The 14,003-nt window shown below is 62.7% G+C and carries 13 protein-coding genes; 9 read left to right on the top strand and 4 right to left on the bottom strand.

Going from position 1 to position 14,003, the window contains the following annotated elements; translation table 11 throughout:
• The first annotated feature begins 5 nt into the window (after positions 1-5).
• The gene (locus DL240_RS05590) at positions 6-3,827 is read left to right on the top strand and encodes an AAA family ATPase (protein WP_111728891.1); all 3,822 of its coding nucleotides are present in this window, start codon (positions 6-8) and stop codon (positions 3,825-3,827) included.
• Positions 3,828-3,836: 9 nt separating this feature from the next.
• Here DL240_RS05590 and DL240_RS05585 read toward each other — a convergent pair whose 3' ends face one another.
• The 3 genes from DL240_RS05585 to DL240_RS05575 form a co-directional block, all read right to left on the bottom strand.
• Positions 3,837-4,871: a nucleotidyltransferase family protein gene (locus tag DL240_RS05585; RefSeq protein WP_158542373.1), complete on the bottom strand. Its 1,035-nt coding sequence runs from the start codon at positions 4,869-4,871 to the stop codon at positions 3,837-3,839.
• A 108-nt stretch (positions 4,872-4,979) separates the two neighbouring features.
• Positions 4,980-5,753, bottom strand: coding sequence for a PspA/IM30 family protein (locus DL240_RS05580; RefSeq protein WP_111728889.1), 774 nt, complete (start codon positions 5,751-5,753; stop codon positions 4,980-4,982).
• Between the two features lie 105 nt (positions 5,754-5,858).
• The gene (locus tag DL240_RS05575) at positions 5,859-6,281 is read right to left on the bottom strand and encodes a type III secretion system chaperone family protein (protein ID WP_158542372.1); all 423 of its coding nucleotides are present in this window, start codon (positions 6,279-6,281) and stop codon (positions 5,859-5,861) included.
• A gap of 287 nt (positions 6,282-6,568) precedes the next feature.
• Here DL240_RS05575 and DL240_RS05570 point away from each other — a divergent pair, with 287 nt between their 5' ends.
• Positions 6,569-8,203 carry a serine/threonine protein kinase gene (locus DL240_RS05570; protein WP_158542371.1) on the top strand — a complete coding sequence of 545 codons (1,635 nt, stop codon included), beginning with the start codon at positions 6,569-6,571 and terminating at the stop codon, positions 8,201-8,203.
• A gap of 26 nt (positions 8,204-8,229) precedes the next feature.
• Here DL240_RS05570 and DL240_RS05565 read toward each other — a convergent pair whose 3' ends face one another.
• Positions 8,230-8,550, bottom strand: coding sequence for a hypothetical protein (locus DL240_RS05565; protein ID WP_111728886.1), 321 nt, complete (start codon positions 8,548-8,550; stop codon positions 8,230-8,232).
• Positions 8,551-8,676: 126 nt separating this feature from the next.
• Here DL240_RS05565 and DL240_RS05560 point away from each other — a divergent pair, with 126 nt between their 5' ends.
• From DL240_RS05560 to DL240_RS05530, 7 genes are read left to right on the top strand one after another with little or no spacing between them, the layout of a single operon-like run.
• Positions 8,677-9,741, top strand: a complete 1,065-nt coding sequence (locus DL240_RS05560) for a 1-aminocyclopropane-1-carboxylate deaminase/D-cysteine desulfhydrase (RefSeq protein WP_111728885.1) — start codon at positions 8,677-8,679, stop codon at positions 9,739-9,741.
• 29 nt (positions 9,742-9,770) lie between these two features.
• The gene (locus tag DL240_RS05555) at positions 9,771-10,226 is read left to right on the top strand and encodes an arsenate-mycothiol transferase ArsC (RefSeq protein WP_111728884.1); all 456 of its coding nucleotides are present in this window, start codon (positions 9,771-9,773) and stop codon (positions 10,224-10,226) included.
• A gap of 23 nt (positions 10,227-10,249) precedes the next feature.
• Positions 10,250-10,735, top strand: a complete 486-nt coding sequence (gene ruvC / locus DL240_RS05550) for a crossover junction endodeoxyribonuclease RuvC (protein ID WP_111728883.1) — start codon at positions 10,250-10,252, stop codon at positions 10,733-10,735.
• A gap of 39 nt (positions 10,736-10,774) precedes the next feature.
• Positions 10,775-11,371 carry a Holliday junction branch migration protein RuvA gene (gene ruvA, locus DL240_RS05545; protein ID WP_111728882.1) on the top strand — a complete coding sequence of 199 codons (597 nt, stop codon included), beginning with the start codon at positions 10,775-10,777 and terminating at the stop codon, positions 11,369-11,371.
• 44 nt (positions 11,372-11,415) lie between these two features.
• Positions 11,416-12,438: a Holliday junction branch migration DNA helicase RuvB gene (gene ruvB / locus DL240_RS05540; protein ID WP_111728881.1), complete on the top strand. Its 1,023-nt coding sequence runs from the start codon at positions 11,416-11,418 to the stop codon at positions 12,436-12,438.
• A gap of 26 nt (positions 12,439-12,464) precedes the next feature.
• The gene (gene folE / locus DL240_RS05535; RefSeq protein WP_111728880.1) at positions 12,465-13,043 is read left to right on the top strand and encodes a GTP cyclohydrolase I; all 579 of its coding nucleotides are present in this window, start codon (positions 12,465-12,467) and stop codon (positions 13,041-13,043) included.
• Complete coding sequence (locus DL240_RS05530; RefSeq protein ID WP_111728879.1) at positions 13,040-13,954, top strand: NAD(P)/FAD-dependent oxidoreductase; 915 nt, start codon at positions 13,040-13,042, stop codon at positions 13,952-13,954. The genes folE and DL240_RS05530 overlap by 4 nt, the downstream gene beginning before the upstream one ends.
• Positions 13,955-14,003: the final 49 nt, after the last annotated feature.

The following is a 14,003-nucleotide window of genomic DNA, read 5'->3' as shown; positions in this document are numbered from 1 at the left end:
AATACATGCGGCTTCACCGCTTGAAGATTCAAAATCTGAACTCCTTTTACGGACTTCACCAGCTGGACTTCGACCCTGATTTAAGCGGCGTGCCGGTCTTTCTCATCCACGGCCCCACCGGTTCAGGGAAGACCACGCTGCTCGACGCGATCTGCCTGGCGCTCTTCGGTGCCACCCCACGTCTCGACGAGAGCAAGGGCAATGACGACCGTAAAAGCCACCAGGTGATGAGCTCCGGCACTGGCGAGTGTTTTGCAGAGCTGACCTTCAGCCGCCGAAACGATCAGGGACGACGAGACTACTACCGCGCCACCTGGTCTCTGCGGCGAGCCTACGGAAAGCCCGAGGGAGCCATTCAGCAGGCGGTGCGAAAGCTCGAGCAGCTCCCCGACGCGCATGCACCAGATGGCGAGGTGCTGACCGACGATAACCGCGCCAAGTATTTCGGCCCGGCCTTCGAGCAGGTGCTCAATGGCATGGAACTCGACGACTTCCTGCGCACGGTGATCTTGCCCCAGGGCAAGTTTGCCGAGTTCCTCCACGGTGATGAGGCCGTAAAAACAAAGCTCATCAAACAACTCACCGACGTCAGCGAGTTCAAGAGCATCGGCCAGGCCTGTGCGGAGAGATACAGCGAGACTCGCCAGGCAGTTCACGATCTGACGATCGAACTCAACGCCGGCGAACTTCTCAGCGACGAGGCCCGCGAGGCGCTCAGCGCCGAGCTTGCGTCGGCCCACGAGGCCCATCAGCAAGCCCGCGCAGCACATGACGCCGCCCGCGCTGCCCTGGACTGGCATCGACGCCATGACGAACTCCAGCGCGACGAGACCGCCGGCGCAGAGCGCCTCACTCGCGCACAGAAAGCCCTGGAGGAGCACTCTGAGTCGATTGCCGCGCTGGAGCTCGACCGCAACTTAAGCCCTGCCCGCGAGCCTCTGCGCGATCACGATCGAGTCACCCGAGAGTTGGCGACCCGCCAGGCGCGGGTGGTTTCGCTCGACGAAAAGCTCCCCGCCGCTCAAGAACGCGCGCGTCGGGCTGCTGAAGCCTTTCAGAAACACCGTGCCGGGTGGGCCAGCGCCGAAAAGGAACTGACCGACGCGGCCCTTCCGCTGAACGAGGCCCGTGCGCTTGATACTCGCAAGAGCGAGTGTCTGCGCGCGCTGGAAGCCTCCGACCAAAAACATCGGGAACTCAACCAGACTCTTAATGAGCTGCGGACGCGCCGAGAACGTGCGGAGCAGCAGCGCACCTCGCTGGAGCGCCAGCACCAGGCGCTCCTCCAGCGGGTGCCCGAGTCCCCATGGTCCGAATCACTTCACGAAGAAGTGCCCATCATGGGCCAACACATCGAAGCTCTCAAAGAGCGCTTTCACCAGCTGCAGCTCGACACACAGCAGATCGACGCTCGCCTCGAAGAGCTCGACAACGCCTCTCACGCCGCCAGAGAGCTAAACCTTGAGATTAAGAACTCCGAGAGTTTACTTGAGGTGTTAACTCTTCAGCACGAAGCCCACGCCGACGCGCTGACGAAACTCCTGGATGGCGCTTCCGATGCAAACGAAGCGCGGCGCGCCTGGACCGCGGAGATTCAGCGCCTGGACCGCCTGAATGCGCTCTTTGGACAAGCCTCTCGAGATGCCGACACGCTTCATTCCTTAAGCGGGGAACGCGCGCAGGCCGTTGAAGTGGCGGAAAAGGCAAAAGCAACACTTGAACTAAAATCTCAACTGGCCAAGGCGGCCCGGCAGGCGGAAGAGCAAAAGAAACGCGCCTACGATCTGGCACTGAAACAGAAAGACCGTGCCGAGCGTCGTTTCGGCCTGATTGAGGCACGCGAACTTCTGGAAAACGACAAGCCCTGCCCGGTCTGCGGCAGCAGCGAGCATCCCTATGCCGGCTCGGAACTCGGGCAGGAGGAGCTTCGCTCGGAACAAGATGACGCGCGCGAGCTCGTCGAGACTCTCACCCGGGAGCTTGAAGGCATCCGCGCAGAGGTCACGAAGACCGGCGCCGAACACAGCCACGCCAGCGCGGTTCACGACAATGCCAGCGCCACGCTGACTCAGACCACTCGACGCCTGAACGAGGGCTTCGAAGCGCTACGCCAACGGGTGGAGCCTGAGCTTGACGCCCCCCTGGAGCTTCGTAACGACTGGGAGGCCGCCTCTCTGACGTTTCAACAACGCGCCGAAGCCGCCGCCGAGCACAGCGACCGGCGCCGCCAGGAACTCGACGCGCTGGAGAGCGCGGTTGCCGAGCATCAGGCCTCCCGTGAGCGTCTCCAGGGCGCCCGCGAAGCGCTCGTCAAACTGACGCCCAGGCTCGAAAAGGAAAAAGCCGACATGGAGCGCCTGCGACGCGAGCTTGATGCGCTACAGGAGCGCGTAAATTCGGGCAACGAGACGACTCACGCTCAAACGCTCACCCTGTCGGAACGGCTCCGGGAGCTCGAACGACCAGCGGATGTAGGGCCCGAGGCCCCGCTGACGGACCAGGTCAGCGCGCTGAGCGACCACCTCAACCTCCTGAGCCGGGAGCGCGAACTTCGCAACAGCCTCTCGCGCGAGCGCGACGTTCTGGAAAAGAAGCGTGGTGAACTTGATACCGAAGACGCCGCGCTGCAGGCGCAACTCCACACCCGACAGGAATCCCTCGACGGTCTTACGCGCGAACTCGAGGGACAGCGCCAGACGCTCAAGGACATTGTCGCCACGCGCGCCCAACTCTTCGAGGGGCAGCCGGTCGATGCCATCGAGGCCCGACTCAAGACCCGGCTCAGCGAGACCCGGGCCCGCCTGGAGGATGCCCGCCAGGCCGAAACCGACGCCCGGGCCACGTCTGAAAAACTGCAGGAGCACCTGCGCGCCGAACGCGCCGAACTTCAAGCTACCCTCGACCAACGCGCCAGACTCCAGCGCGAACTTGAAGCACTGGTGACCGAGCTTGCGGTTGCCTCGCTCGATGAGCTGCGCACGGGCGTTCTCGACGAGACCACTCGCGAGGAGCTCGACCGACTGTCCACACAACTTCGTCAGGAGTACACAACGGCCAATGAGCTGCTCGACAAGATCCGCAGCGAGCGTCAGACCCATCTCCAACGTCGCCCGGACGAGCCCCGGCCTCATGGTGAGGTTCAGGAGCAGGTCGAGCGCCTTGAGCTTCAGCTTCACGCGTGTGCGCAAGCACTCGGCAAGCTACAGCAACAGCTCGAAGATGATCGGGCTCGTCAGCAGAAGATGGCGCGTGGGCGCGAACGACTGGAAGCTCTTCAGCGCGAACACGGCGTCTGGAAAACCATCCACACCCTCATCGGCACGCGCGGCGGAGAGAGTTTTGAGCGCCACGCGTTGAGCTTCCACCTCCAGAACATTGCGGTCTTCGCCAACCACCATCTTCAGGAGTTGGCGCCCCGTTATGCCCTGAAGATCCGCCGTGATCAGGAGGGGTTGCCTCAGCTCGATTTTGAGATTCTTGACCGTAACCGCGCCAACAGCGTGCGTCCGGTAACGACCCTCTCTGGCGGGGAGTCCTTCCTCATCTCGCTCTCCCTGGCGATGGCGCTGGCGGACATGCGGCAGGTGCACATGCCGCTAGAGACACTAATGCTCGATGAGGGGTTCGGCACCCTCGATCAGGAGTCGCTACAGACGGTTATCGGCGTGCTCAACTCCCTGCAGGCTCGTAGCAACCGCCAGATCGGGCTCATCAGCCATGTTGAGGGGCTCAAGGAAAGCGTGGAGTACCGCGTGCGGGTTAGCCCGGAAGGTAACGGACGCTCCAGCCTGCACGTCGAGCGCCCCGATGTTGGGCTCCTCGCCTGACGCCGCCGCTCAATCGTCGAGCTCAAAACTCACGACTTTGCCGGCGACCGCCATGCAGCGTTCCCAATCGCCTTCCAGCTGGCCCATCCCGTAGAGGATGGCCTCGCGCACCCGGGCGCCCCCCCGAAGCTCCACGCCATCTAGCACCACGTCCGGGCCTACCTGCGCGCCCGCTCCGACCATCGCGTGCAGGCCGGCGAGAATTGGTCCAGCCAGCCGCGCTTTATCGTCGATGGTGGCTTCGTTGTAGATGTAGAGCGATTGCCCCAGTGCCTGCGGTAGTGGCGCCTGTTCAAAGAGCCCGGGCTCATGAAGCACACGTCGCGTCGTCTCAAAAAAGAGGCGAGGCGTATCGAGGGCGGCCCAGAAGCCTTCGTTGACCAGCGCGTTGATGCGCTCGCCTTTTTCCAGCAGGGGGATGTAGACATCGCCCACCATACAGCCCAGCTCCAGGGGAATCTGCCTCAAGAGCTCCGGCTCCAGGAAGTGCACCCCGGTGAAGTCATACTCGGCCAACGTCTCGGAGCTCGCCTGCGGATGGCGAGCATCACGCAGACCGCGAAGCTCGCCATCCTGGTTGAGCCATACCCGTCCCGGCTGATCCTCGGCCCTGGGGCGGACAACCATGGAGGCCAGCGCCCCACTCTCACGGTGGGCCTGGAGATGGGCACGAAGGTCGATGTTCATGACGCTGTCGCCGTTGAGCACAATCAGCGTCGCCTCTGGCTCTCCGAGCCCCTGCCAGATACCACGCACACCGCCGGCGGTCCCCAGAATCTCCCACTCACGAATGTAGGTCGGTCGAAGACCGAAGTTCGCGCAGAGCCGGTCAGCCACCGGCGGCACAGCATCGGGAAGATGGTGAAGGTTCATGCCGACGCGTTCCACACCTGCTCCGACCAGATGGTTGAGAGCGTACGCCACCAGCGGCGTGTTCAGAAAAGGCATCAGCGGTTTGGGCAACACGTCGGTCAGCGGTGCCAGGCGCGAGCCGTACCCCGCGCAGAGCACGCCACCGACCGGAGCGGGCCATGATTCTGCCATCATCGAACTCCACGATCAGGCCTTTAGGGGCCTTAAAACGATCAGCGGCCGAGCGCGCCTCTCAAGGTGCGCTCGGCCGTACAGGGGGCGACACGAAACGATGATTAATCAGAACTCGTCGCTATCCCAGGAACCACGCTTGGCGGAGACCGTTTCCTTTTCTTCGACCTCCTCTTCCTCAAAGTCGAACTGGGTCTCTTTCTTCTCCTGCCCCATGCCCATCTTCGCCTTGAGGGCCATCAGCGCTTCGTCGGCGCCATGATCTTCCTCCAGCGCGTCAAACTTCGCGGCCAGGTCATCGCCGCTGAAGCCTTCGGCGAGTTCGGCGGAGGCCTCGGCTTCGGCTTCCATCTGCTCGATCTTGCCGCTCATCCGGTCGAAGGCGTCGAAGGCCGAGGTGTCGCTCAGGCCGGACATCGTCTCCTGAATGGTCTTCTGCGCTTCGGCGCGCTTCTTGCGGGCAATGAGCAGATTCTTCTTGCGGCTGGCCTCTTCGATCTTGGCGTTGAGCTGACGCAGCGAATCGCGAAGTTTATCAGCCGCGGCTTTCTGAGCTTCCCATTGCTTTTGGAACTCGGAGCTGAGGTCGTCATGCTCTTTTTTGCGTGAAAGGGCTTCCCGGGCCAAATCGTCGCGCCCGGCACGCACCGCCATCATCGCCTTCTTCTCCCAGTCGCGCGCCTTACTCAGCTCATTATCGAGCTGCTTCTTGAGCCGCTTTTCATCGGCGATGGTAACCGCGACCTGCTTCTTGGCCTGAATCAACTGCTCCTTCATATCGAGGATAAGCTGATTGAGGATCTTCTCCGGATCCTCGGCGCGGCTGATCAGGTCGTTGATGTTGGCTTTGAGGAGCGTGCCGATCCGATTAAAGAGTCCCATGTATTCTCTCCTATGTGCCCGACGCGCCGGTGGGGGGATGGCGTTCGGGCTCCAGCGATGGACGTATGCCGGGGATTGCAGTGGTGCGAGCAGCGAGCGCCTTACTCAGACCTGTGAGGACGCTTCAGCAGCGGGTCTGGATTCGCCCACGATGGCACGAAGCTCCTCGTAGTGTTCCCGCACTGCAATGGCCAACGCATCAATGGTCGCCTGAAATTCGTTATGGTCGAGGTTCTCGCTCTGCAGCGTATCAACAATGACCACGGCATCATCTTCCAGACCGTAGGCACCGGCAACCATGGACGTGGCGTTGAGCTCCAACAGCCTTTTAAAGAGCACGTCGCGGGTCGCCTTCTCGGGAGCCTCCATCAGCTTTACCCGAAAAGTCAGCACCGGAGGGGTGTGATAGACGACGATGTTGTCGATGTGATCGACCTCATCATGAATCAACCACAGCCCGTCCTGGACCTGCTCAAAAGGCAGGCCGTGCTCAATGATAAAGGTCTCAATTTTGTCGTTGGTGACCATAAACACCATCCTCCCGGATCTTCAGTGCCGAAAGCTCGTGTAAGCGACACGGTACGCGCGCCCGCGGCGCAAGAATCGCCCGGCGGTCAAGCCTAAGAACCACCCACCAGGCGCCAACTTTATTTCCTTAAAGAACGCCCGCGAATCTTAGGAGCCGGCGCAAAAGGGTGTCAAGGCAGGGTCAACGACGCGGTTGTCTTCGTGTGTCGATGAGATACAATCGCCGCCGCTCTTACCCGGTGCGCATTCTGCCCGCCACTGCTTCTCTACGCGAAAGGACCCCCACGGTGCGATCTCTTGGACCCTATCGCCTCATCGAACGAATCGGCGTCGGTGGGATGGCCGAGGTCTATCTGGCGGATGCGATGCGCTCCGGCGGATTGGTGCAGCCCTGTGTGGTGAAACTGCTTCACCGCAACCTCGCCCGCGATCAGAGCTTTACGCGCATGTTGCTCGAAGAGGCCAAGCTCATCGCCTCCTTGCGTCACAATAACATCTCCAGCCTCTATGATGTGGGGGCCGAAGATGGGAACTTCTTCTTGGTCATGGAGTACGTCAACGGACGAGACCTTCATGCCATCCTGGCCGAATCGGCTCGCCGGGGCCGCGCGCTCCCGGTGGAGGCCGCCCTCTACATCGCGCGCGAAGTCTGCAAGGGGCTTCATTTTGCCCATACGCGGGCCGGCGCCGACGGTCGGCCACTGCAGCTGGTCCACCGTGATATCAGCCCGCAAAACATCCTGCTGAGCGTGCTCGGCGAGGTGAAGATCATCGACTTTGGCATCGCCAAGTTTGATTCACGACTCCGCGAGCATACGCGGGCCGGCGTTATCAAAGGTAAGTTCGGCTACATGAGTCCGGAGCAGGCCTGGGACGAGCCCCTAGATCATCGCTCCGACCTCTTTTCGGTGGCCATCTGCCTTTATGAAATGCTCAGCGGACGCTCGGTTTACGGGCAAAGCGACGATCCGATTACGATGCTTAAACGCGCCCGGCAGGCCGAGATTCGTCCCCTTGGGGAATGGCGAAGTGACCTGCCCGACGAGCTTTTGGCAGTGCTCAAGAAGGCGCTCTCCCACAAGCGCGAGCATCGGTTTCAGGACGCCCATGCCTTCGGGCAGGCTCTCACGTCGGTCCTGGCCGGAATCGCGCCCCGCTACACCGGGCTGGAGAGTGGCACACTGATTCGCGAGTTCTTTGACGAGAAAGACCCGGCACTCGAAGCGCTTTCCCCCTCGCGGAGTCCGGGGAGTCGGCGGCGAGATCCGCGCGCCCAGACCACCCGCAAAGCCCCGCCGCGCATTGAGCCTCAGGAGATCGAAGAGCATACCGCGCCGATGCAGGAGGTCCCGGACGAGGTACGCCTCAGCGGCGCCTATGCTCAGGTCCCTGCAGAGAGCGCGGGAGCCGATGATGCGACGTACGTGAAGACGGTACCGGCGGATTTTGCTCACGAAAAAACCGAACTCTTTGACGAGGCTCGCCTCTCGGGAGCACACGGGGTCATTTCACCAGACGAGGTGCGCGACTCCCCCCGCAGGCCGGCCCGTGACATGCGTGCCCCCTCGGCCTCTGGCTCCGGGCCCGTGGCGACATACCAGGACGCCTGGGGCGATGATGGCCCGGGAGAGTTGGAGCCCGAAACCAACCCTCATCACCGCTCTCCGGGGCGCTCCGGCGCCCAGGCCCACTACAACTCCGAAGCGTCCGATGCTGCCCCGCCTTACGAGAACGCGCGAGGAGCTGCAGCAAGGCAGCCCGGGCATGCTACCTATGCAACGCCCACGCCAGTGGCCGCGTCATCGCCGACGTCCGAGCAATCCGACGCCAGCGCGTTCGCACTTAATCGACGCTCTCAGATCGCCCTGGGGATTGTCCTCGTGCTCATCGCCCTGGGATTTCTGGCCATGCGCTTTTTGTAATTGGAAGGCTTACCCCGACAGGCGCGTTACTTGTCGATGCCGAAGTCTTCGCGCACCGAGAACTGTGGCTCGTCATTGCCGGCCGGGCGCTCGCCAGCACCATCGTCGACATAGGTTTCCAGCCTGGCAAACGAGAGGGCCTGCTGATTGTAGAGGGCGCTCTCCTCGTTCTCGAACACAAAGCGCACAGCTTTGACCGGGCGCCCCTGCTCGTCTTTGCCGGTCTGGACCACGTTGGACCAGGCCTTGATCTCGTCCTTGGGCACCAGGGTGCGCGGGGTGTCAAAGGTGGGGTAAACGCGAATCCTTTCTTCGGTGGCGTCGTAATCGTTGCGAGGGATGCTCATCGTATGCTCCGCAGCTAAAGTTTCTCGGACAGTTGGGTCGTCTTCATAACATCGCGAGCAGCGCGTGCTCTTCCACGATGGGGGGCAAAGATAACACCGCGCGACGCATTTCATAGCGGAAGGTCCATGAGCGAACTCGAAATCTTTGAGCGCTACCCTCAAACCCGCGCGCTAAACCACGTGAGCCTTTGCGAGAGCCCCACGCCGGTGGATACCTACCCGGCGCTGGCCGCAGAACTCGGCGTGCGCGACCTCATGGTCAAGCGCGACGACCTCACGGGCAAACTCTACGGCGGCAACAAGGTTCGAAAGCTCGAGTTCATCCTGGCCGACGCGCTGGCTGCCGGCCATCGCCGTGTCTGGACGGTGGGCGCCGTCGGAAGCCACCATGTACTGGCGACCGCGCTCTACGCGCGACAGGTAGGCCTGGAGCCTCACGCCCTGCACTTCCCCCAGCCAGTGACCCCCCATGTACGTGAGGTGCTCCAGGCGCTGAGCACCACCGCGCCCGTACTCACCCTGATTGAGTCCAAAAACGGGTTACCCTTTGCCATGGCCAAGACCCACATCCGAGAGTGGCTCTCTCGCGACAAAAACCCTTACTTCATCCCGGGCGGGGGCTCCTCCCCGCTGGGCGTGATCGGCTACGTCAATGCCGCCCTGGAACTCGCCGCCCAGATCGAGCGCGGGGAATGTCCGACGCCCGATGTGCTCTACGTGGCCGCGGGTACCTGTGGCACCTTAAGCGGGCTGGCCCTGGGAGCCAAAATGGCCGGCCTTCCCACAAAGATTGTGGGCGTACGAGTGGTCGATAAGGTCGTCTGCAACGTCCCGCTGGCCTGTCATATGGCCAACCGCGCGGGGGATCTTCTCCGCGAGGCCGGGGTGCCAGACGTGCCCCGCATTGGAGCCGGCGACCTCACCCTCCTCCACGACTTCTTCGGGGCGGGCTATGGCAAGACCACCCCCGAGGGGCGTACGATGATAGAGCGGGTGGCTCTCCACACCGAGTTTGCGCTCGAGCCGACCTACACGGCCAAAACCTTCGCCGCGATCGCAGCCGACGCCGAGAGCCTGGCTGACAAACGCGTGCTCTACTGGCATACCTTGAGCGGCGCCGACTTAAGCGGCTTGCTCACGCGCGCCCAGGTCGATTGGGATCTCCCCCCCGAGTATCAGCACCTTTTTTGAGCAGCCGCGCTGCATCATCGCGAGGCCCCATGCCCACCCGACGCATCATCTGCATTTGTACCGGTAATATCTGCCGATCCCCGATGGCCGCAGCCCTGCTACGCGCGAAGTTGGGGCAGCAGGCGGTGGTCATCTCCGCCGGCACGCTGGGCCTTCAGGGGCGTCCGGCAGCGCCCTTTGCACAACTGGCCGTGGAGCCTTTTGGCGCGTCGCTCGATGATCACCGCTCCCAGGGAATCTCGGTGCCGCTGATGCGCATGGCCGACCATGTGATCGTGATGTCTCCGCGCCATAGTCGTCACGTGCTCGGTCTGGCTCCGGAGCTCCAGGCACGCCTGGTCGAACTCTGGAACTTTGATCCCGAGCGCCAGACCGATGGGGGCATCCCCGATCCTGTGGGCCAAAGTCGCGAGGCCTTTGAGCATTGTTGCGCGCTCATCGATCGCTGCCTCACCACCTGGCTCGATACCCTCCCCCCCATCTGACGCTTTTGTAGTAGGGATCTTCTGTGATTGTCATCGGAATTGACCCCGGCAGCCGCTTTACCGGCTACGGCGTGATAAAGAAACGCGGCCAGGAACTCGAGCATCTGGCCAGCGGCCGCATTAACGCCTCCCGCGCCAAAACCTTCATCGAACGTCTGGAGATCATCTACGGCGGACTCACCTCGGTGCTGGGCCAGTTCCCGGTCGACCAGGCCGCCGTTGAAAGCGTCTTCGTGGCGCGCAACGCCATGTCGACCATCAAACTCGGCCAGGCCCGCGGTGTAGCGCTGCTGGCGCTGAGTCACGCCAAACTCGAACTCAACGAGTACGCCCCCACGCTGATCAAGCAAGCGGTCACCGGGCGAGGCCGGGCCTCCAAGGATACGGTGGGCCAGATGGTCCGTGTTCACCTGGGGCTGCGCGGCGAACTCGCGGAAGACGCGGCCGACGCCCTGGCAGTGGCGATTTGTCATTGTCAGGCGTTCGACTTTCAGCGGCGACTCGAATAGATTACCCCTGAACATGTACTCAGGAATGGATTCCGTTTTATGATCGCACATCTTACAGGCCACCTGCTCACTTCAGAGCTCGATCACGTCATTCTCGACGTGCGGGGCGTTGGCTACCAGGTATTTATGCCGGTAGGTCATGCCGGTAAACTTCGCCCCAATGAGGCTGCCGAAGTCTCACTCTGGGTGCATACCAGCGTGCGTGAAGACGCCATCCAGCTCTACGGCTTCGCCTCGGCCGATGACCGTCGCCTCTTCGCGAAGCTAATCTCGGTCAGCGGCATCGGCCCTAAAATCGGGCTGGCCGTGCTCTCGGAGTTGGAACCCGCCGAGGTGGTGCTGGCCGTGGAGCTCGACCGCATCGACACCTTCACCAAGGTTAGCGGCATCGGCAAAAAGACCGCCCAGCGCTTGATCCTGGAGCTGAAAAACGCCCTGGGTGACTTTAGCTTTGAGCGCGGTGCCACCCCCGCCGCCGCCCAGCATTCGACGATCGACGATCTGCGCTCCGCCTTGCAGAATCTGGGCTACCCCCCGGCGATGGTCGATGACACCGTCGATCATGTCGCCCGCGAGGCCACCGGCGACGAGCCGGTCGATGTGCTTCTGCGCATGGCCCTGAAACTTTTGCGCTAATTTGCACGCATCACCCCACGTTGCTGTCACAGGAAATGCCCCCCATGGCTCGCGATCCCAATATCGAGATGACCCCCATCGAAGACGACTCCAACTTCGACGAATTCCTGCGTCCCCGGCGCTTTGAGGAGTTCGTCGGGCAGGAGGCGATCAAGGATAACCTGCGGGTGATGGTCCAGTCGGCAAAGATGCGCAACGCTCCGCTCGACCACATCCTCTTCAGCGGACCGCCCGGGCTGGGAAAGACGTCCATGGCGCAGATTCTGGCCGAGGAAATGGGGGTCAATATCCACATTACCAGTGGGCCGGCGCTCGAAAAAAAAGGGGACCTGGCAGGCATCCTCACCTCCCTGGAGAAGGGGGAGATCCTCTTCATCGACGAGTGTCATCGCCTCTCACCGGTGGTCGAAGAGAACCTCTACCCGGCGATGGAGGACTTCTACTTCGACATCGTCATTGGCGAAGGTCCTCACGCGCGCAATATGAAGCTCTCGCTTCCGCCCTTTACACTGGTGGGGGCAACCACGCGCTCAGGGCTTCTTACAGCGCCGATGCGCGATCGCTTCGGCTATGTGGCGCGCCTGGATTACTACGGCGCCGAAGATCTGACCTCGGTATTGCAGCGCTCGGCGCGCATTTTGAACATCGGGCTATCGGAGCGCGGCGCCTTTGAGATCGCGCGGCGCAGCCGGGGCACGCCGCGCATTGCCAACCGGCTCTTGCACCGGGTGCGCGATTACGCCGTGGTCGGCAAGCACGCCACCATCGACGATGAACTCGCCGACTACGCCCTGGAGCGCCTGGAGGTCGACTCGGCCGGGTTCGACTACCTGGACCGACTTTACCTCGACGCCCTGGTGGTCAAGTTCGGCGGCGGCCCGACCGGCCTGGACACCCTGGCCAGCAGCATCGGCGAGGCCAAACACACCATCGAAGAAGTCATCGAGCCCTACCTTTTGCAGCAGGGGTTCATTCAGCGCACCCCGCGCGGGCGCGTGGCCTCGGCCAGCGCGTTTCGTCACCTGGGCGTCCCCATCAACAGCGGTAATCAGAGCTCGATCTTCTGAAACGCTGCTCCCGCGGTACAGGTCCTATGAACGAAAAAGCTGTCGAACACTTTCGAGCCTTTATGAAAGCCGTGGGTCTGGAAGATTCTCAAGACCCCGAGCTTGCGCGCACCGCAGAGCGTTTCTCAGCGCTGATGGAAGAGCTCTTCTACGGACTCACGCAAGAAGCCCCGGCCATCAGTACCTTTGACGCTCCCGGGTTGGAGCGAGGCGTTTCGGTCCAACGTCCCGTACTTACCTGTGCTCTGCCCTTTCAGAGCATGTGTGTGCATCACCTGCTCCCCTTCTTTGGCACGATCGACGTGGCGTATATCCCGGCGCATTCAATCGTCGGATTTGGGAGCATCGGGCGAGTGATCGACCATTTTGCCGCCCGCCCGCAGGTTCAGGAGCGACTGATCCTGGACATCAGCGACCACCTGGAGAAGACGCTTCAACCCGCCGGGCTTCTGGTACGTCTGCGGGCGCGCCAGCTCTGCATGGAGATGCGTGGCGCTCGCAAACAGGGCGAACTCATCTCGGTAGAGGCTCGCGGCATTCTCCAGCGCGGCGATCTGCGCGCCGAGATCATGAGTCAGTTCCAGCGCGCGGAAAAAGATCTATGAGCGAGAAGGCCCGAGTGTTGGTCGTGGGCGCGGGAGCCGCCGGCGTAAGCGCTGCACTCTGGCTGCACGACTTTGGCGTGCCCTTCGACTGGGTGGATGCCAGCGGCCGCATCGGGGGGCTTTTACACCGGGTCAACAACCGTATCGACAACTACCCGGCGGCCCGCTTTGCGCACGGACGCGAACTGGCCGCCGCGCTCCGAGACCAGGCCGGCGCGCTTCATCTGGCGCCGCGGGCGGCGACCGTGGCGGCATTTCACGCCCACGACGATGGCGTCAGCGTGACCTTTGAAGCCGGCGCCCCCCGCCTCTTCGACGCGCTCTTTCTGGCCACCGGCACGCGCTACCGCACCCTCGGGGTGCCCGGCGAGGCCGAGTGCATGGGGAGCGTGGTAAGCCAGAGTTCCATGGCCGATGCCGAGCGGGTTGCCGGAGGAAAGGTCGCGGTGGTCGGGGGCGGAGACGCCGCGCTGGAAAACGCGCTTCGCCTGGCCAGCTTCCAGTGCGATGTGCACGTCTTGATGCGCAGTGCCCCCCGCGCACGCGACGCTTTTATCGAAGAAGCCCGTCGCCATCCCCGGATCCACTTCGCCCCGGCTCCCACAGAAGTTCGGCGTATCGAGCCCCTGGCAAGCGGCTGTCGCCTTCACCTGAGCGGCCCCACCTCGGAGACACTCCAGGTTGCCGCACTCTTTGTGCGCATTGGCGTTGAGCCGGTCGTTCCCGACGCCCCCGGACTTCCGCGTGATGCGAGCGGCTACATCGTCACCGACCTGGAGCGCCGCACCCACCTCAAGCGCGTCTTTGCCCTGGGCGACATACGCCAGACCCGGCTCCGCTCGGTGGCCACCGCCGTCGGAGACGGCGCGCTGGCAGCCCGCGTTATCGCCACCGACCTGGCCTACCTCTGAGCGCCCCCGGAGCCCGAGAGCTTTGACCACCCTTGCCGCACCGTGCTAC

This window comes from Lujinxingia litoralis (assembly GCF_003260125.1).
In the GTDB taxonomy this organism is placed as follows: domain Bacteria; phylum Myxococcota_A; class Bradymonadia; order Bradymonadales; family Bradymonadaceae; genus Lujinxingia; species Lujinxingia litoralis.
Note: the sequence above shows the minus strand (reverse complement) of the source record. Positions and strands in the feature narration are given on the sequence as shown.

Excerpts from the sequence above, each read along its gene's own strand:
- DL240_RS05530 (WP_111728879.1), top strand. The coding sequence starts at position 13,040 with ATGAGCGAGAAGGCCCGAGTGTTGGTCGTGGGCGCGGGAGCCGCCGGC.
- ruvA (WP_111728882.1), top strand. The coding sequence starts at position 10,775 with ATGATCGCACATCTTACAGGCCACCTGCTCACTTCAGAGCTCGATCAC.
- DL240_RS05590 (WP_111728891.1), top strand. The coding sequence starts at position 6 with ATGCGGCTTCACCGCTTGAAGATTCAAAATCTGAACTCCTTTTACGGA.
- DL240_RS05580 (WP_111728889.1), bottom strand. The coding sequence starts at position 5,753 with ATGGGACTCTTTAATCGGATCGGCACGCTCCTCAAAGCCAACATCAAC.
- DL240_RS05565 (WP_111728886.1), bottom strand. The coding sequence starts at position 8,550 with ATGAGCATCCCTCGCAACGATTACGACGCCACCGAAGAAAGGATTCGC.
- DL240_RS05575 (WP_158542372.1), bottom strand. The coding sequence starts at position 6,281 with ATGGTCACCAACGACAAAATTGAGACCTTTATCATTGAGCACGGCCTG.
- DL240_RS05555 (WP_111728884.1), top strand. The coding sequence starts at position 9,771 with ATGCCCACCCGACGCATCATCTGCATTTGTACCGGTAATATCTGCCGA.
- DL240_RS05585 (WP_158542373.1), bottom strand. The coding sequence starts at position 4,871 with ATGGCAGAATCATGGCCCGCTCCGGTCGGTGGCGTGCTCTGCGCGGGG.
- DL240_RS05560 (WP_111728885.1), top strand. The coding sequence starts at position 8,677 with ATGAGCGAACTCGAAATCTTTGAGCGCTACCCTCAAACCCGCGCGCTA.
- ruvB (WP_111728881.1), top strand. The coding sequence starts at position 11,416 with ATGGCTCGCGATCCCAATATCGAGATGACCCCCATCGAAGACGACTCC.
- folE (WP_111728880.1), top strand. The coding sequence starts at position 12,465 with ATGAACGAAAAAGCTGTCGAACACTTTCGAGCCTTTATGAAAGCCGTG.